This is a genomic window from Geodermatophilus amargosae, from assembly GCF_900116515.1.
GTDB lineage: Bacteria > Actinomycetota > Actinomycetes > Mycobacteriales > Geodermatophilaceae > Geodermatophilus > Geodermatophilus amargosae.
The window spans coordinates 273,898-291,070 of the sequence record NZ_FPBA01000002.1 but is presented as its reverse complement, the minus strand read 5'-3'; the positions used below and the strand labels follow the sequence as shown (position 1 = coordinate 291,070).

Sequence of the window (17,173 nt, the reverse complement as noted above, 5' to 3'; positions counted from 1 at the left end):
TGGCGCGGTTGTCCCGGGCCACGGTGGGGGAGAGCATCCGCGATGCCGTACCTGGAGTGACGAGAGGTAGCCGATCGATGACGTCCAGCCAGCCGCCCCAGCAGCCCGGGGTCCCCGGGCAGCCGGGCCCGGGCGGTCAGCCGGGGTACGGGCAGCAGCCCCCGGCCTCCCCGCCGCCGTACGGCGCACCGCAGGGCCAGGCGCCCTACGGCCAGCAGCCCCACGGCCAGCCGGCTCCCGGTCAGCAGCCCTACGGCCAGCCCTACGGAGCGCAGCAGCCCTACGGTCAGCAGCCCTACGGTCAGCAGCCCTACGGTCAGCAGCCCTACGGTCAGCAGCCCCCCTACGGCCAGCCCCACGGCGCTCCGTCGCCGTTCGGGCAGGGCCCCGGCCGCCCCGCCGGCGCCGGGTTCGACCTCAAGCGGCTGAAGGTCGCCGACTACGCCGTCGCCGGCGGCGCGATCGCCTACCTGGTCCTCGCACTCCTGACCTGGATCGACTTCGACGAGATCTACTTCTCCGACGACTACAACGTCAGCGGGTTCTCCTTCAGCGGCCTGGTCACCTTCAGCTTCGTCCTGTTGCTGGCCGCCGCCGTCTGGGCGCTCCTGCCGGCGGTGACCGAGGTCCGCCTGGGCTTCCCGCGCAGCTGGATCACCGTGGGCCTCGCCGCACTGGCACTGCTGCTCACGCTGATCGCCTGGATCCAGACCTTCGAGTGGGAGTTCAGCCTCGTCGGCCTGCTCGCGCTCCTCGTGACCGCGGCCGTCACGGCGTTCGCCCTCCTCCGGCTGCTGCCCGAGATGCGGAACAAGCCGGCCCTGCCCGGGGCCTTCGCCGGTGCCTCCCAGTGGGCCAACCAGCAGGCGCCGGACTTCGGCGCCGGCCAGGGTGGGCACCCGGGTCGGTCCACGAACCCCGGCCAGTCCACCAGCCCCGGCCAGTCCACCAGCCCCGGCCCGTACGGCCAGCCCGGCCCGTACGGCCAGCCCGGCCCGTACGGCCAGCCCGGCTGGCCGTACGGCCAGCCCGGTCCGTACGGCCAGCCGGGTCCGGCACCTCAGGGCCAGGCGCCGCAGGGGTACGGGCAGCCGTACACCCCGTCCCCGGCGACCGACCCCGGTCAGCAGTCCTCCGGGCAGCATTCCTCCGGTCAGCATTCCTCCGGTCAGCACGGCCAGCCCGGCGGCTCCACCGCCTCCGGTCACGGCCAGCCCTGACCTCCCGCCCCGCGAGGGGCATCCGTCCCGACGAGGGCCGGCGGCACCTGCCGCCGGCCCTCGTCGACGTCCGGGGACCGTGCGCCGGCGAGGTCCCGGCGCGTGCGGCGGACAGACGGCGGTCGCGCTTGCGAGAGTGGGGCGTGGTCTCCCTGCTGGCGCGCCTGCCCCTGCCGGCCCAGCGCGGCCCCGGTGCCCGGCGGCACTGGTACCCGGCCGCCCTCACCGCCGTCGCCACCGCCGCGGTGACGCTGCTCGGGCTGCTCGGCCTGGGTCTGGCGGTCGTCGTGGTGGAGACGCTCGACCCGGCCGGCGGCCTCTCGGCCGCAGGTGCGGCCCGGGTCGGCGGCCAGTTGTGGCTGCTCGCCGACGGCGGCGGCATCCGCCTGGAGTCCGGTCCGCTGGTCCTCGCGCCACTGCTGCTCACCCTCGCCGTCGCCTGGGGGCTGTCCCGGGCCGGACGGGGCGTCGCTCGCCTCGTCGAGCCGGCCGGCGCCCGCGCGGCCGCGGGCGTCGTGGCGGCCGGGGTCGCGGTGCACGCGCTGCTGGCCGTCCTGCTGGCGCTCGCCGTCGACGGGCCGGGTGCGCGCACCGACCTGCTCCGCTGCGCCCTCGGCGCGGCCGTCCTCGCCCTGGTCGCCGTCGGCTGGGGCGTGCTGCGCGAGACCGACCTGCCCGAGACCGCGCTGGACCGGCTGCCCGGGCCGGTCCGGCCGCTGCTGCCCGCCGTGCTCGCCGGGCTGCTCGCCGCCGTCGGACTGGGCTGTGCGGTGGTGGCCGTCGCGGTGGCCTCCGACACCGCCGGGTACGCCGCCGTGGAGGACGCCCTGGGCGGCTCGGGTGCCGGTGCGGCCGGGCTGCTGGCGCTCGGGGCGCTGCTGCTGCCCAACGCCGCCGCGGCGGCGCTCGGGGTGGCCGCCGGACCCGGGTTCACGGTCGGCGCCGGCACCGTCGTCTCGGTGCACGGGATCAGCCTGGGGCCGGTCCCTGCCCTGCCGCTGCTGGCCGCGCTGCCCGACACCCAGGCGGTGCCGCTGCTGGCCTTCGTCTCGCAGGCGGTCCCGGCGCTGGCCGGCCTGGTCGCCGGGGCGGTCCTGGGGCGCCGCATGGCCGACGACGACGGCGGCTCGGTGCTCGCGGGCCTGTGGGGCGTGCTGACCGGGCTGCTGCTCGGCGTCGCCGCCGGTGTCCTCGTCGCGGTGGCGGGCGGGTCCCTCGGGAACGGCGCGCTCGCCGACGTCGGCGCCCCGCCGGTGGCCACCGCCCTGATGGTCGCCGTGCAGGCCGGCATCGCCGCGGGGGTCGGGGCGGCAGCCGCCCGCTGGCGGTCCCTCGGCTGAGGCCGCGTGCCGCGTCGATAGGGTCGCGGTCGTGCCCGGCCCCGAGTCTCCACCGCGGGCGCGGGTCGTCGTCCTGCTCTCGGGCGCCGGGTCGCTGTGCGCGGCGCTGCTCGAGGCCGCCGACGACGCCGGCTACCCGGCGCGGGTGGTCGCCGTCGGCGCGGACCGCGAGGCCCCCGGCCTGGAGCACGCCCGCCGCCGCGGCCTGCCGGTCTTCACCGTGCGGCTGCGCGACTTCCCCGACCGGGGCGCCTGGGACGTCGCGCTGGCCGACGCGATCGCCGCGCACGGGCCCGACCTGGTGGTGTCCGCCGGGTTCATGAAGATCGTCGGTCCTGCCGTCCTGGCCCGCTACGAGGGCCGGCTGGTCAACACCCACCCCGCCCTGCTGCCGGCCTTCCCCGGCGCGCACGCCGTCCGCGACGCGCTGGCCGCGGGCGTGGACGTCACCGGCAGCACGGTGCACCTGGTCGACGCAGGCGTGGACACCGGGCCGGTGCTCGCCCGGCGCGAGGTGCCGGTGCTGCCCGGCGACGACGAGGACCGCCTGCACGAACGGATCAAGGCCGTGGAGCGCACGCTCCTGGTGGAGACGGTGGCGCGACTCGTCACCGGGACGACGGAGGAGCCCCCGATGAGCGACCGCACCCCGATCCGCCGCGCGCTGCTGGGTGTCTACGACAAGGCAGGGATCGAGGACCTTGCCCGCGGGCTGGCCGGCGCCGGCGTCGAGCTGGTGAGCACCGGCGCGACCGCCCGGCGGATCGCCGACGCCGGCGTGCCGGTCACCCCGGTCGAGCAGGTCACCGGCTTCCCCGAGTGCCTCGACGGGCGGGTCAAGACGCTGCACCCGGCCGTGCACGCCGGCATCCTCGCCGACCGCCGCAAGGCCGACCACGTCAGCCAGCTCGAGGAGCTCGGCATCGCCGCCTTCGACCTCGTGGTGGTCAACCTCTACCCGTTCACCGAGACGGTGGCCTCGGGCGCGACGCCGGACGAGTGCGTGGAGCAGATCGACATCGGCGGCCCGGCGATGGTGCGGGCCGCAGCGAAGAACCACCCGTCGGTCGCCGTCGTCGTCGACCCGTCCCGCTACGACGACGTGCTCGCCGCGGTCACCGCCGGCGGCTTCACCCTCGCCGAGCGGCAGCGGCTGGCCGTGGCCGCGTTCCGGCACACCGCGAGCTACGACATCGCCGTCGCCTCCTGGATGGGCAGCGTCCTCGCGCCCGACGACGAGACCGGCTTCCCGGCCTGGACCGGCGGCAGCTGGGAGCGCGCCGACGTGCTGCGCTATGGCGAGAACCCCCACCAGCGCGCGGCGCTCTACCGGCACGGGCGGCCGGGCCTGGCGCACGCCGAGCAGCTGCACGGCAAGCAGATGTCCTACAACAACCACGTCGACACCGACGCCGCCTGGCGGGCCGCCCACGACCACCGCGACCCGTGCGTGGCGATCATCAAGCACGCCAACCCGTGCGGGATCGCCGTCGGCGCCGACATCGCCTCGGCCCACCGCAAGGCGCACGCCTGCGACCCGGTCTCGGCCTTCGGCGGGGTCATCGCCGCCAACCGCGAGGTCGACCTGGCCATGGCCGAGCAGGTGGCCGGGGTGTTCACCGAGGTCGTCGCGGCGCCGTCGTTCACCGAGGACGCCCTCGCCGCGCTGACCGCGAAGAAGAACGTCCGGCTGCTGCGGGTGCCTGCCGAGCAGCCCGACCCCGTCGAGTTCCGGCCGATCAGCGGCGGGATGCTCGTGCAGACCGCGGACCGCATCGACGCCGCCGGCGACGACCCGACCACCTGGACGCTGGCGTGCGGGGAGCCGCTGGACCCCGCCGGCCTCGACGACCTCGTCTTCGCGTGGCGCAGCGTACGCGCGGTGCGCAGCAACGCGATCCTGCTGGCCCACGACAAGGCGACCGTCGGCGTCGGGATGGGACAGGTCAACCGGGTCGACGCCGCCCGCCTCGCGGTGACGCGGGCGGGGGAGCGGGCCGCGGGGTCGGTGGCCGCCTCCGACGCGTTCTTCCCGTTCGCCGACGGCCTGCAGGTGCTGCTCGACGCCGGCGTGCGCGCGGTGGTGCAGCCGGGCGGCTCGGTGCGCGACGAGGAGGTCGTCGCCGCGGCGCGCACGGCCGGCGTCCCGCTGTACCTCACCGGGACCCGCCACTTCGCCCACTGAGATGAAGGACCCCCTCGCCCCCCGCCCCTCGCAGGCCCGCAGCGGACCCCTGCGAGGGGGCCGCGTGCCACCCACCCCCCGCAAGCTCGCGGCGGGCCCCTCCCCGGGGCCACGACCGCACCTGCGTCCGCCCGGGCCGGGGGAGGAGGTCGAGGACGTCGACCTCGCCCGCGTCGACTGGTGGGGCGCGGAGCTCGACGGCGTCACCTTCACCCGCTGCCGCTTCGACGACGCCGACCTCACCGAGGTCGTCACCCGCCGCTGCGTCTTCGACTCCTGCGTCCTCACCGGCGTGCGGATGGGGGGCTCGCGGCACTCCGGCAGCGCGTTCCTGTCCTGCCGGTTCGACCGCGCGCGGCTCATCGACGTCGTCTGGGACGGCTGCAAGCTCACCGGCTCGCAGTTCCCCGGTGCCGTCCTGCGGCCGCTGACCAGCACCGACACCGACTGGAGCTGGACGTCGCTGCGCGGGGTCGACCTGTCGGGCAGCGACCTGTCCGGTCAGCGCTTCCGCGAGGCGGACCTGACCGACACCGACCTGCGCGAGTGCGACCTCACCGGCGCCGACCTCGACCGGGTCCGCATGCAGGGCACGAAGCTGCGCGGCAGCGACCTGCGGGGCGCCGCCACCGAGGCGGTGCCGTGGCGGGCGCTGGAGCTCACCGGCGTCCGGCTCGACCTCGTCCAGGCCGTCCAGGTCGCCGCCGCGTACGGCGCCCTGGTCGAGGGCTGACCTACCGGTAGCGGCGCCCGGTGAGCAGGGCCTTGAGGGAGCCGAGCAGACCGAGGACGCCGACGGCGCAGGCGAACCAGAACCCGATGCCGAACGCCGACGTCTGCCAGCCCTCCGCGACGAGGGGCACGACCACCCCGGCGATCGCCAGCCCGCTGACCAGCAGGGCGAGGAAGCCGAGGAAGCGGTGCGTCCGAGCGGGCAGCCACAGCAGGATGCCGAGCAGGAACAGCACCCCGCCCCCGAGGACGACGGCCAGCGGCTGCCAGAAGCCGGTGTCGAGCAGGCCGCCGAACCCGCCGGCGATCTCGTCGAAGCCCCGGCGGACCAGGCGCCAGCCGGTGTCGCCGTTCCCGGTCACCCAGCGCAGCGCCAGGCTGACCGCCGCGGCGATGCCGGCGAGGATGAGCAGCAGCCCGCCCAGCGACTCCGGCCCGCGTACCGCCACCGGCTCGTTCGAGTAGCCCGGCCTCGTCGAGGGGTACCCGCCCGGGGAGCCGTACCCGCCTCCGCCGGCCGCGGAGGAGCCGGTCACGAGGTCGAGACCGGGCTCGGTCTGCCCCCGCCCGGCGGCGCCGGACCGCTGGGTGGACGGGTCGCGCTCGGTCATCAGCTCTCCTCGCGGGATCGGCCGTGCGGGGCCTTGCCGCGAGCGTAGGGCCGCGGCGGCCGGCGCGGTGACGCCTCCGGCACACTGTCGGGGTGCCCGCGACGATCCTGGACGGCAAGGCGACCGCAGCGACCATCCGCCAGGAGCTCACCACCCGTGTCGCGGCCCTGACCGCCGCGGGGCACCGGCCGGGCCTGGGCACGCTGCTGGTCGGTGACGACCCGGGCAGCCGCTGGTACGTCGACGCCAAGCACTCCGACTGCGCGCAGGTCGGCATCGCCAGCATCCAGCGCGAGCTGCCCGGCACGGCCACGCTCGCCGACGTGCTCGCCGTCGTCGAGGAGCTCAACGCCGACCCGGCGTGCACCGGCTACATCGTCCAGCTGCCGCTGCCTCGCCAGGTCGACGAGTACGCCGTCCTCGAGGCGATGGACCCGGCCAAGGACGCCGACGGCCTGCACCCGGTCAACCTCGGCCGGCTCGTGCTCGGCGTCGACGGGCCGCTGCCCTGCACCCCGGTCGGCATCGTCGAGCTGCTGCGCCGCCACGACGTCCCGGTCGCCGGCGCCGAGGTCGTCGTCGTCGGCCGCGGGATCACCGTCGGCCGCCCGCTCGGGCTGCTGCTCACCCGCCGCACCGAGAACGCCACCGTGACCCTCTGCCACACCGGGACCCGCGACCTCGCCGCGCACCTCCGCGCCGCCGACGTCGTCGTCGCCGCGGCCGGCGTCCCGGGCCTGATCAGCGCCGACGTCGTCAAGCCGGGCGCCGCGGTCCTCGACGTCGGTGTCAGCCGGGTGGACGGGAAGATCGCCGGCGACGTCGCGACGGACGTCGTCGGGGTGGCCGGGCACGTGGCGCCCAACCCCGGCGGCGTCGGGCCGATGACCCGCGCGATGCTGCTGCAGAACGTGGTCCTCGCCGCCGAGCGGGCCGCCGCGGTCGACGTCCTCACCGCCTGATGACCCGCCCGCCGCTCCACCTGCGCCGGCCGTTCCTGGCCGGGCTGCTGCGCCAGCTGCCGCTGCTCGCGGTGCTGGTGGCGGTCGCGGTCGGGCTCGGGATGGTCGCCATCGAGCACTGGCGGCGCGGCCTGCTGGTGGTCGGGCTGGCGCTGGTGGGCGCCGGGCTGCTGCGGCTGGTCCTGCCGGAGCGCCGGGTCGGCTTCCTCGCCGTCCGCAGCCGGCCGGTCGACGTCGTCCTCATGGCCGGGACCGGGGTCGCGGTCGCGGTCCTCAGCGTCGTGGTCCCCGGCAGTTGACTGCACCGGCCCGCAGGCGGCGCGCCGGGTGCCGGGTCTAGGTTGACGCCCATGGCAGAGCAGCCCAGGAACGGCAAGGTCACCGTCGTCGGTGCCGGCTTCTACGGCTCCACCACCGCCCTCCGGCTCGCGGAGTACGACGTCTTCGAGACCGTCGTGCTCACCGACATCGTCGAGGGCAAGCCCGAGGGCCTGGCCCTCGACATGAACCAGTCCCGCCCCATCGAGGGCTTCGAGACGAGGGTCGTCGGCGTCGGCGGCGGCTCGTACGAGGGCACCGAGGGGTCCGACGTCGTCGTGATCACCGCGGGCCTGCCCCGCAAACCGGGCATGAGCAGGATGGACCTCATCGAGACCAACGCGGGCATCGTCCGCCAGGTCGCCGAGAACGTCGCGTCGACCTCGCCCGACGCCGTCGTCATCGTGGTGTCCAACCCGCTGGACGAGATGACGGCCCTGGCGCAGATCGCCACGGACTTCCCGAAGCAGCGGGTGATGGGCCAGGCCGGGATGCTCGACACCGCCCGGTTCTCCAACAACGTCGCCGAGGAGCTCGGCGTCCCGGTCGGCTCGGTGCGGACCCTGACCCTCGGCTCGCACGGCGACACGATGGTGCCGGTGCCCTCGCGCTGCACCGTCGACGGCAAGCCCCTGGCCGACGTGATGGCGGCCGACCGCATCGAGCACCTGGTCCAGCGGACCCGCAACGGCGGGGCCGAGGTCGTCGCGCTGCTCAAGACCGGGTCGGCGTACTACGCGCCGTCGGCGGCCGCGGCCCGCATGGCGCGCGCCGTCATGGAGGACTCCGGCGCCGTCATGCCCGTGTGCGCGTGGGTCGACGGCGAGTACGGCATCTCGGGGGTCTACCTCGGCGTCGAGGCCGAGATCGGACGCCAGGGTGTGCGCCGGGTGGTCGAGGGGGACCTCACCGAGAGCGAACTGGCCGGGCTGCGCGAGGCGGCGGAGGCCGTGCGCGCCAAGCAGGCCGACGTCGCGGAGCTGTAGTCCTCGGCACCGCGACTGACCGACTCCCGGCCCGAGGGGCCGGGGCTGCAGAGAGGGAATGTCTGACGTGAGCAAGATCAAGGTCGAGGGCACCGTCGTCGAGCTCGACGGCGACGAGATGACCCGGATCATCTGGCAGTTCATCAAGGACCAGCTGATCCTGCCGTACCTCGACGTCAACCTGGAGTATTACGACCTGGGCATCGAGCACCGCGACGCCACCGACGACCAGGTCACCATCGACTCCGCCAACGCCATCAAGCAGCACGGCGTCGGCGTCAAGTGCGCCACCATCACGCCGGACGAGGCGCGGGTCGAGGAGTTCGGCCTCAAGAAGATGTGGCGCTCGCCGAACGGCACCATCCGTAACATCCTCGGCGGCGTCATCTTCCGCGAGCCGATCATCATGCAGAACGTGCCGCGGCTGGTGCCGGGCTGGACCAAGCCGATCATCGTGGGCCGTCACGCCTTCGGTGACCAGTACCGCGCCACCGACTTCCGATTCCCCGGCGAGGGCACCCTGACGGTGACCTTCACGCCCAAGGACGGCTCCGCGCCGATCGAGCACGAGGTCTTCCAGGCGCCGGGCGCCGGCGTCGCCCTGGCGATGTACAACCTCGACGAGTCGATCCGGGACTTCGCGCGCGCCTCGCTGAACTACGGCCTGTCGCGGAACTACCCGGTCTACCTCTCCACGAAGAACACGATCCTCAAGGCCTACGACGGCCGGTTCAAGGACATCTTCGAGGAGGTCTTCGAGGCCGAGTTCAAGGACCAGTTCGAGAAGGCCGGCATCACCTACGAGCACCGGCTCATCGACGACATGGTCGCCGCGTCCCTCAAGTGGGAGGGCGGCTACGTCTGGGCGTGCAAGAACTACGACGGCGACGTCCAGTCCGACACCGTGGCGCAGGGCTTCGGCTCGTTGGGCCTCATGACGTCGGTGCTGGCCACCCCGGACGGCCGCACGGTCGAGGCCGAGGCCGCCCACGGCACGGTGACCCGCCACTACCGGCAGCACCAGCAGGGCAAGGAGACGTCGACCAACCCGATCGCGTCGATCTTCGCCTGGACCCGGGGCCTGGCCCACCGCGGCAAGCTCGACAACACCCCCGAGGTCACCCGGTTCGCCGAGACCCTCGAGAAGGTCTGCATCGACACCGTCGAGAGCGGTCAGATGACCAAGGACCTCGCGCTGCTGATCAGCAAGGACCAGCCGTGGCTGACCACCCAGGACTTCCTGGCGGCCATCGACGGCAACCTGCAGAAGGCCATGGCCTGACGTAAGCGCCCTTCGCTCGTCGCCGTGAGGTGACGAGCCCACGTCAGTGGCCCTCTCGCCTGCGGGTGAGGGGGCCACTGACGTGTCCTCGACCTGTGGACAGCGCGGACGGAGGCAGTTGAGCGCGGCAGGGTCGCCTCGTGCCGATCCAGCCTGCGCGTCCGGCTCGCCTCCAGGGGCGCGTCTTCCGGGGCAGCTCCGTCGTGCGGCGCGGGCTGCTGACGCCGAAGCAACTGCGCAGCTCGGCATGGGTGCGGCTGCGGCAGGACGTCTACGCCGACGCCTCCCTGCCCGTCACGCACCGCTTGCTCGTCAGCGCCGTCGGGCTGACTGCGCCGCCAGGCGCGGGGTTCACCGGGCGCAGCGCCGCGGTGCTCTGGGGCGGACCCGACGTCGCCGGTCCCGACCACCCCGTCGAGGTGGTCCTGCCCGCCGGGCGGCGCTGGAACGCCGGCGCCGGCGTGCGGGTCCGCACCCTGCTGCCCGGCCAGGAGTTGGTGCGGTGCGGTGTCTGGTGCTGTCTCCCTCGCGCCGACACGGCGGTCGACCTGGTCCGCTTCGGTGACCCGGACGAGGCCGTCGCCTTGCTCGACCGGCTGGTCGGCGCGGGCCTGGCGCCGCTGCACGACGTCCGCGAGACCGCGGCGCTGCTCCCCACCTGCCGGGGGAGCGCGCAGGCCCGGCTGGTCGCTCGCCTGGCCGACGGACTGGCGGAGTCGGCGCAGGAGACCCGGCTGCGGCTGCTGCTCCACCGGGCCGGGATCCCACCGGTGGCCCAGCACCGGGTGTTCGACGACGAGGGCTTCGTCGCCCGGGTGGACTTCGCCTATCCGGACCTGCGGCTGGCCGTCGAGTACGACGGGCTGTGGCACGGCGAGCGCCGCGCCTTCCTCGACGACCGGCGCCGGCTCAACCGGCTCAACGCCGCGGGGTGGCTGGTCCTGCACGTGACCGTCGACGACCTCCGGCGACCGGAGCGGCTCGTCGCCCGCATCCGGGCACTCCTGGCCCGCCGGTCGATCGAGACGAGCACACGCTGATCGCCCCCTCTTCGGGGGTGATGGAGCGTCCGACGCGTGTTCGACGCCTGCTGACGGGTCAGCCGAAGAGCTGGGTCCACCAGGGGCCGCGAGGACCCTCCGCCACGCCCACGCCGAGCTTCGTCAGCGAGCAGTCGAGGATGTTGGCGCGGTGTCCGGGGCTGTCCATCCACGACTGCATGACCGCGGCGGGGTCGGCCTGGCCCCGGGCGATGTTCTCCGCCCGCGCGTAGCCGACGCCGGCAGCCCGGGCTCGGGCGAAGGGGTCCAGTCCCTCGGGCGTGGTGTGCGAGAAGTAGTTGCGATCGCGCATGTCGGCGCTGTGCGCCCGAGCGACCCCCGCCAGCCCCGCGTCGGCGACGACCGGCGCACACCCGGCGGCGGCGCGCTCCTGGTTGACCAGCGCCAGTACCGCGCCCTCCACCGAGGGAGCCGGAGCGGCCGCCGCGCTCGCCACCGGTGCAGGCGCGGCCTGCGACGAGGAGGTCGGCGTCTGCGTCGTCGACCCCGCCGACGACGCACTCGCCGAGGACGAGCCGGCCGACGACGACGTGCTGCTCCCTGCCGCGGCAGGCGCCGGGGCCGACGACCCGGTCACCGCCGACGAGGTGCCCGCCGAGGACGACGACGCGGAGGACGACGACCCAGAGGACGAGGAGGAGCCCGCGGTCGAGGAGCCCGCCGTCGGGGAGCCCGGGGTCGAGGACCCGGCGGTCGAGGAGCCCGCGGTCGGGGAACCCCCGGTCGTGGAGCCGGGTGCGGAGGTGCCCGGGACCGACGAGCCCGGCGCGGACGAGCCGGGGCCAGTGGTGCTCGGGCCGGTGGTGCCCGGCGGGGTGGTGCCCGGGGCGGGGGAGCCGGGCGCGGAGGGACCGCCGGGCGTGGTCCCGGGGGCGACCGGCGCGCCGTCCACGCCCATCGTCACGACCCCGGTGCGCTCGGGGGACGCCTCGACGACGTCGTCGGTGGTCGAGGTCGCCGAGGACTCGGCGGTCGCCAGCGAGCCCCGGCCGGCCGCCATCAGCGGGACCAGCAGGGCGATGCCGCCGACGGCGAGGACGACCAGCAGGACCGGCAGCAGGCGGCGGACGCGGCCCCGGCGCAGGGGGGTGGACAGCAGCCGGATGCCGCCGGTGAGGCGGGCGGACGGCGGCGGGGAAGACCGACGGTGGCGCACGAGCGGACGTCCTCACGGACTCGACAACAACGGAGCGTGACCTTGTGGAGACTAGCCGTGGTCAGCGATCACCCGCGAGGGTGATGTGACCGACGTCACGAACTGAGTGGGCCGACGCCCGGGGTGAGGGGCGGGAGGCGGTCCGGGCAGCATGGGCGCCGACCACCACCCCCAGAGCGAGGAGCACGCCGCCGGTGAGCGACGTCTGGCTCGACATCGTCTTGGTCTTCGTCTTCGTGCTGGTCGGCGGTCTGTTCGCCGGCGCCGAGATCGCGCTGGTGTCCCTCAGGGAGACACAGGTCCGGGTGCTGTCGGAGCGGGGGCGCCGCGGCCGCGCGCTGGCCAGGCTGCTCGGCGACCCCAACCGCTTCCTCGCCGCGGTGCAGGTCGGCGTCACGCTCGCCGGCTTCCTGTCCGCCGCGTTCGGCGCCACCACGCTGGCCGAGCCGTTCAGCGACTGGATGGTGGGCCGCGGCGTGGGGGAGGGCCTCGCCGACCCGCTGGCCCTCGTGCTGGTCACCGTCGCGATCAGCTACCTGTCGCTGGTCGTGGGCGAACTGACGCCCAAGCGGCTCGCGCTGCAGCGCGCCGAGGGCTTCGCGCTCTTCGTCGCCCGGCCGCTGAACACGATCGCGCGGCTGTCCCGCCCGGTGATCTGGCTGCTGTCGGCGTCCACCAACGTGCTGGTGCGCCTGCTCGGCGGCGACCCGAAGGCCAGCGGCGAGGCGATCAGCCAGGAGGAGCTGCGCGACCTGGTGGCCGCGCACGAGTCGCTGAGCAGCGACGAGCGCCGGCTCATCGACGAGGTGTTCCGTGCCGGCGACCGCGAGGTGCGCGAGGTCATGACCCCGCGCACCGAGGTCGACTTCCTCGACGCGTCGATGACCGCCAGCCGCGCGGCCAAGCAGGTCCACGACTCCAGCCACTCGCGCTACCCGGTCGCCGGCCGTGACCAGGACGACGTCGTCGGGTTCGTGCACGTCCGGGACCTGCTGCTCCCCACACACCCCGCCGGGCGCGCGGCGACCGTGGGCGACCTGGCCCGCGAGGTGAAGCGGCTGCCCGGCACCGCGGGGGTCCTCACGGCGCTGTCGGAGATGCGCCGGGAGAACCAGCACCTGGCGGTCGTCGTCGACGAGTACGGCGGCACCGACGGGATCGTGACGCTCGAGGACCTCATCGAGGAGGTCATCGGCGAGATCTACGACGAGTACGACGACGACGTCGCCCCCGAGGCCGACGAGGAGCCCGGCGGGCCGCACGAGGTCGACGGGCTGCTCAACCTCGACGACTTCGCGCAGGTCACCGGACTGCGGTTGCCCGAGGGCCCGTACGAGACGGTCGCCGGCTACGTGCTCGCCGAGCTCGGGCGGCTGCCCGTGGTGGGGGACGCCGTGACGGCCGAGGACCGCACGCTCACCGTCCTCGAGCTCGACGGGCGGCGGATCGCGCGGCTGTCGGTCACGCCGGCGCCCGACACGCAGCCGGCCGGGGAGGACACCCCGGCCGGCTGAGGCCGGTCACCCCGCGCTCGTGAGCGACGCCGATCAGCTCCGGTTCCTCGCGACCTCCCATGCGTCGCGCACGATCCCGGCCATGTCGGTGTGCCGCGGGCTCCAGCCCAGGTCGGCGCGGATCCGGTCGCTGGAGGCCACCAGCTGCGCCGGGTCGCCGGCCCGCCGCTCGCCGACCTGCACCGGCACCGGGTGGCCGGTCACCTCGCGGACGGCGTCGACGACCTGCTGCACCGAGAACCCGGTGCCGTTGCCCAGGTTGTAGATCCGGTGCTCGCCCGGCTCCGGCGCCGTGAGCGCGAGCAGGTGGGCGTCGGCGAGGTCGGAGACGTGGATGTAGTCGCGGATGCAGGTGCCGTCCGGCGTCGGGTAGTCCTCGCCGTAGACCGTCATCGCCTCGCGCGTGCCCGCCGCCACCTGCAGGGCGATCGGGATGAGGTGGGTCTCGGTGGTGTGCCGCTCGCCCCGGCCGTACGCCGCCCCGGCCACGTTGAAGTAGCGCAGGCTGACCGCGGCAAAGTCGTACGCGGTGGCGTACGAGGTCAGCATCGCGTCGACGGCGAGCTTCGTGGCGCCGTAGGTGTTGGTCGGCTTCGTCCGCGCGTCCTCGCGGATCGGCACCTGGTCGGGCTCGCCGTAGGTGGCGGCGGTGGAGGAGAAGACGATCCGCCGGCAGTCGACCGCCCGCATCGCCTCGAGCAGCGCCAGCGAGCCGCCGACGTTGTGCTCCCAGTAGATCTCCGGCTTGACCTGCGACTCGCCCACCAGGCTCTTCGCCGCGAAGTGCAGCACCGCCTCCGGCCGGACGTCGGCCAGCACCGGCGCCGAGGCCTGCAGCGTGGCCTGGACGAAACGGGCACCCTCCGGCACGGCGTCGGCGTGCCCGGTCGACAGGTCGTCGAGCACGGTGACCTCGTGGCCGCCCTCGAGGAGGGCGGCGGTGACTACGCTGCCGATGTAGCCGGCCCCACCGGCGACGAGTACGCGCATGGGGCCACCCTAGGAGTTGCGCCCGGAGATGTCGGGCACCGGAGGACGAACCCGTGGTGAGTGCACGTCCGGCCGTCCAGGCGTTGCCTGCCTACCGGCCCGGCCGCAACCCCGCCGACCTCGCCCGCGAGCTCGGCGTCGACCGCGCGGTCAAGCTGGCCAGCAACGAGGTCCCGTTCCCGCCGCTGCCGGCGGTCGTCCGGGCGCTGTCGGAGACGGCGGGGGAGACCCATCGCTACCCCGACAACGGCGCCGCCGTCCTCACCGCCGCCCTCGCCGAGCGCTACGGCGTCGAGCCGGCGCAGGTGGTCCCCGGCTGCGGCGCGGTCATGCTCTGCCAGCAGCTCGCGCAGTCGTTCAACGACCCCGGGACCGCGATCGCGTTCGCCTGGCGCTCGTTCGAGATGTACCCGCTGCTCGCGCAGGTGGCCGGCGCCCGCAGCCTCCAGGTGCCACTGGTGCCCTCGCTCCCCGGCGGCAGCCCCGACACCCACGACCTCGACGCGCTGGCCGCCGCGGTCGACGAGGACACCCGGTTGGTGTTCGTCTGCAACCCGAACAACCCCACGTCGACGGCGGTGCGCCGCGCGGAGCTCGGGCGGTTCCTCGACCGGGTCCCCGAGACGGTGCTGGTCGTGCTCGACGAGGCCTACCGCGAGTTCGTCACCGACCCCGACGTCCCCGACGGCCTGGAGCTCATGCGCGGGCGGCCGAACGTGGCGGTGCTGCGGACGTTCTCCAAGGCGTGGGGCCTGGCCGGCCTGCGCGTGGGCTACCTGGTGGCCGAGGACCCCGCCGTCGCCGACGCCGTCCGCCGCACCCACGTGCCGTTCAGCGTCTCGATGCTCGCCCAGGCCGCCGCGGTCGCCGCGCTGGCCAGCGAGGAGGAGGTCGGCCACCGGGTGGCCGCCGTCGTCGCCGAGCGCGACCGGCTCACCACCGCCCTGCGCGGTCGCGGCCTGGAGGTGCCCGACAGCCAGGCCAACTTCGTGTGGCTGCCGCTGGGGGAGCCGACCGCCGGCGTCGCCGCGGCGCTGGAGGCCCGCGGGGTCATCACCCGTCCCTTCGCCGGCGAGGGCATCCGGGTCACCGTCGGCACGCCCGAGGAGGACGACGTCTTCCTCGCCGCGCTCGACGACGTCCTCCCCGGCGAGCCCGGCGCCCGGCCGGACGACGTGCGCCCCGGCGCACCGGTCGGCTGACCCGCGGCTGGTTTGATGGCCGTCGTGCCTCTTCCCCGTGTCCTCTCCGGCATCCAGCCGACGGCGGGCTCCTTCCACCTCGGGAACTACCTCGGTGCGCTGCGGCAGTGGGTCGCCCTGCAGGACACCGCCGAGGCGTTCTACTGCGTCGTGGACCAGCACGCGATCACGATGGACTGGGACCCCGACGAGCTGCGCCGGAACACCCTGGTGTCGGCGGCCCAGCTGCTGGCCCTCGGGGTGGACCCGCAGCGCAGCACGCTGTTCGTGCAGAGCCACGTCCCCGAGCACGTCCAGCTGTCCTGGGTGCTCGAGTGCCTCGCCCGCTTCGGCGAGGCCAGCCGGATGACGCAGTTCAAGGACAAGAGCCAGCGCGAGGGCACCGGCGGCTCGTCGGTCGGGCTGTTCACCTACCCGGTGCTGCAGGCCGCCGACATCCTCGTCTACCAGGCCGACGAGGTGCCCGTGGGCGAGGACCAGCGCCAGCACCTCGAGCTCACCCGTGACCTCGCCACCCGGTTCAACGGCCGCTTCGGCGACACCTTCACCGTCCCCGCCGCGCGGATCCCGCAGGGCGCGGCGAAGATCCTCGACCTGCAGTCGCCCGAGAAGAAGATGAGCAAGAGCCTGCCGCCGGCCGGCTGCGTGTTCCTGCTCGACGACCCCAGGGTGACGGCGAAGAAGATCCGCTCGGCGGTCACCGACACCGGTCGCGAGGTGGTGGCCGACCCGGTGGGGAAGCCGGGCGTCACCAACCTGCTGGCCGTCCACAGCGCGCTGTCGGGCCGGTCGGTGCCCGAGCTCGAGGAGCACTTCGCCGGCCGCGGCTACGGCGACCTCAAGAAGGAGCTCGCCGAGGTCGTCACCGAGTTCGTCACCCCGGTCCGCGAGCGCACGCAGGAGCTGCTCGACGACCGTGCCGAGCTCGAGCGGCTGCTGGCCGCCGGTGCCGCCCGGGCCCGCGAGGTCGCCGGGCAGACCGTCCGCACGGCCTACGAGAAGGTCGGCTTCCTCCCACCGGTGGCGGTCCCGTGAACGACGACACGTTCGTCCCGCGGAGCCGGACGACGCCGCCGCAGACCTCCGTCGTCGGGGTGCTGGTACCGGTGCCCGAGCCGTGGGCGCAACTGCTGGTGGACTGGCGGTCGAAGGTGGGCGACCCGCAGGCCACCCTCGTGCCGCCGCACGTCACGCTGCTGCCGCCCACCGAGGTGCCCCGCGCCGACCGTGAGGGCATCACCGAGCACCTGACCCGGGTCGCCGCCGGCCACCCGCCCTTCGACATGCACCTGTCGGGCACCGGCACGTTCACGCCGGTCTCGGACGTCGTCTTCGTCGCCGTCGCGCGGGGCATCGGCAACTGCGAGCTGCTGGCCAACGACGTCCGCTCCGGCCCGCTGGCTCGCACGCTGTCCTTCCCGTACCACCCGCACGTGACCGTGGCCCACGACGTGCCGCGCGACATGCTCGAGCTGGCCTACACCGGCCTGGGTGACCTCTCCGCCGAGTTCCGGGTCACCTCGTTCACCGAGTTCGAGCAGACGCCCACGGGTACCTGGGCGGTCGCCCGCGAGTACCCGCTCACGGGGCGGCCGCACCGCTGAGCTCGCGCGG

17 protein-coding genes are annotated in these 17,173 nt (G+C 74.7%); 14 read left to right on the top strand and 3 right to left on the bottom strand.

Going from position 1 to position 17,173, the window contains the following annotated elements:
- Positions 1-77: 77 nt before the first annotated feature.
- The 4 genes from BM414_RS29085 (at position 78) to BM414_RS03955 (ending at position 5,478) form a co-directional block, all read left to right on the top strand.
- Positions 78-1,220 carry a hypothetical protein gene (locus tag BM414_RS29085; protein WP_175551409.1) on the top strand — a complete coding sequence of 381 codons (1,143 nt, stop codon included), beginning with the start codon at positions 78-80 and terminating at the stop codon, positions 1,218-1,220.
- Positions 1,221-1,363: 143 nt separating this feature from the next.
- Positions 1,364-2,560 carry a cell division protein PerM gene (locus tag BM414_RS03965; protein WP_093578128.1) on the top strand — a complete coding sequence of 399 codons (1,197 nt, stop codon included), beginning with the start codon at positions 1,364-1,366 and terminating at the stop codon, positions 2,558-2,560.
- A 31-nt stretch (positions 2,561-2,591) separates the two neighbouring features.
- On the top strand, positions 2,592-4,745 hold the full coding sequence (purH, locus tag BM414_RS03960) for a bifunctional phosphoribosylaminoimidazolecarboxamide formyltransferase/IMP cyclohydrolase (RefSeq protein ID WP_093578127.1): 2,154 nt from the start codon (positions 2,592-2,594) through the stop codon (positions 4,743-4,745).
- A gap of 64 nt (positions 4,746-4,809) precedes the next feature.
- Positions 4,810-5,478: a pentapeptide repeat-containing protein gene (locus BM414_RS03955; RefSeq protein ID WP_245784468.1), complete on the top strand. Its 669-nt coding sequence runs from the start codon at positions 4,810-4,812 to the stop codon at positions 5,476-5,478.
- Between the two features lies 1 nt (position 5,479).
- On the opposite strand, the gene BM414_RS03950 is transcribed toward BM414_RS03955, so the two are convergent.
- Positions 5,480-6,088 (bottom strand): hypothetical protein, encoded by a 609-nt coding sequence (locus tag BM414_RS03950; RefSeq protein WP_245784467.1) that lies wholly within the window; start codon positions 6,086-6,088, stop codon positions 5,480-5,482.
- Positions 6,089-6,180: 92 nt separating this feature from the next.
- Here BM414_RS03950 and BM414_RS03945 point away from each other — a divergent pair, with 92 nt between their 5' ends.
- The 5 genes from BM414_RS03945 (at position 6,181) to BM414_RS03925 (ending at position 10,676) form a co-directional block, all read left to right on the top strand.
- The gene (locus BM414_RS03945) at positions 6,181-7,050 is read left to right on the top strand and encodes a bifunctional methylenetetrahydrofolate dehydrogenase/methenyltetrahydrofolate cyclohydrolase (RefSeq protein ID WP_093578125.1); all 870 of its coding nucleotides are present in this window, start codon (positions 6,181-6,183) and stop codon (positions 7,048-7,050) included.
- Positions 7,050-7,349, top strand: a complete 300-nt coding sequence (locus tag BM414_RS03940; protein WP_093578124.1) for a DUF3017 domain-containing protein — start codon at positions 7,050-7,052, stop codon at positions 7,347-7,349. Before BM414_RS03945 ends, BM414_RS03940 begins: the two co-directional genes overlap by 1 nt.
- Before the next feature lie 51 nt (positions 7,350-7,400).
- A complete protein-coding gene (gene mdh / locus BM414_RS03935) occupies positions 7,401-8,354 on the top strand; it encodes a malate dehydrogenase (RefSeq protein WP_093578123.1) in 954 nt (317 codons plus the stop codon).
- Between the two features lie 67 nt (positions 8,355-8,421).
- A complete protein-coding gene (locus BM414_RS03930) occupies positions 8,422-9,636 on the top strand; it encodes an NADP-dependent isocitrate dehydrogenase (RefSeq protein WP_093578122.1) in 1,215 nt (404 codons plus the stop codon).
- Positions 9,637-9,776: 140 nt separating this feature from the next.
- The gene (locus tag BM414_RS03925; protein ID WP_093578121.1) at positions 9,777-10,676 is read left to right on the top strand and encodes an endonuclease domain-containing protein; all 900 of its coding nucleotides are present in this window, start codon (positions 9,777-9,779) and stop codon (positions 10,674-10,676) included.
- Between the two features lie 58 nt (positions 10,677-10,734).
- Here BM414_RS03925 and BM414_RS30595 read toward each other — a convergent pair whose 3' ends face one another.
- On the bottom strand, positions 10,735-11,100 hold the full coding sequence (locus BM414_RS30595; RefSeq protein ID WP_245784466.1) for a CAP domain-containing protein: 366 nt from the start codon (positions 11,098-11,100) through the stop codon (positions 10,735-10,737).
- Here BM414_RS30595 and BM414_RS30590 point away from each other — a divergent pair.
- Positions 11,072-11,893, top strand: coding sequence for a hypothetical protein (locus BM414_RS30590; protein WP_245784465.1), 822 nt, complete (start codon positions 11,072-11,074; stop codon positions 11,891-11,893). The genes BM414_RS30595 and BM414_RS30590 overlap by 29 nt on opposite strands.
- 154 nt (positions 11,894-12,047) lie before the next feature.
- Positions 12,048-13,367, top strand: a complete 1,320-nt coding sequence (locus BM414_RS03915; RefSeq protein WP_093578120.1) for a hemolysin family protein — start codon at positions 12,048-12,050, stop codon at positions 13,365-13,367.
- A gap of 33 nt (positions 13,368-13,400) precedes the next feature.
- On the opposite strand, the gene galE is transcribed toward BM414_RS03915, so the two are convergent.
- Positions 13,401-14,357: a UDP-glucose 4-epimerase GalE gene (gene galE / locus BM414_RS03910; protein WP_093578119.1), complete on the bottom strand. Its 957-nt coding sequence runs from the start codon at positions 14,355-14,357 to the stop codon at positions 13,401-13,403.
- Positions 14,358-14,413: 56 nt separating this feature from the next.
- On the opposite strand from galE, the gene hisC reads away from it, so the two are divergent.
- The 3 genes from hisC to BM414_RS03895 are packed head-to-tail and all read left to right on the top strand — an operon-like array spanning position 14,414 to position 17,163.
- Positions 14,414-15,559, top strand: coding sequence for a histidinol-phosphate transaminase (hisC, locus tag BM414_RS03905; RefSeq protein ID WP_245784464.1), 1,146 nt, complete (start codon positions 14,414-14,416; stop codon positions 15,557-15,559).
- A 15-nt stretch (positions 15,560-15,574) separates the two neighbouring features.
- Complete coding sequence (gene trpS / locus BM414_RS03900) at positions 15,575-16,594, top strand: tryptophan--tRNA ligase (protein ID WP_093578117.1); 1,020 nt, start codon at positions 15,575-15,577, stop codon at positions 16,592-16,594.
- Positions 16,591-17,163, top strand: coding sequence for a 2'-5' RNA ligase family protein (locus BM414_RS03895; protein ID WP_093578116.1), 573 nt, complete (start codon positions 16,591-16,593; stop codon positions 17,161-17,163). Before trpS ends, BM414_RS03895 begins: the two co-directional genes overlap by 4 nt.
- Positions 17,164-17,173 lie beyond the last annotated feature (10 nt).

Bases quoted from the DNA above. Each gene is read 5' to 3' on its own strand.
- BM414_RS29085 (WP_175551409.1), top strand. From the start codon at position 78: ATGACGTCCAGCCAGCCGCCCCAGCAGCCCGGGGTCCCCGGGCAGCCG.
- BM414_RS03950 (WP_245784467.1), bottom strand. From the start codon at position 6,088: ATGACCGAGCGCGACCCGTCCACCCAGCGGTCCGGCGCCGCCGGGCGG.
- BM414_RS03940 (WP_093578124.1), top strand. From the start codon at position 7,050: ATGACCCGCCCGCCGCTCCACCTGCGCCGGCCGTTCCTGGCCGGGCTG.
- mdh (WP_093578123.1), top strand. From the start codon at position 7,401: ATGGCAGAGCAGCCCAGGAACGGCAAGGTCACCGTCGTCGGTGCCGGC.
- galE (WP_093578119.1), bottom strand. From the start codon at position 14,357: ATGCGCGTACTCGTCGCCGGTGGGGCCGGCTACATCGGCAGCGTAGTC.
- trpS (WP_093578117.1), top strand. From the start codon at position 15,575: ATGGCCGTCGTGCCTCTTCCCCGTGTCCTCTCCGGCATCCAGCCGACG.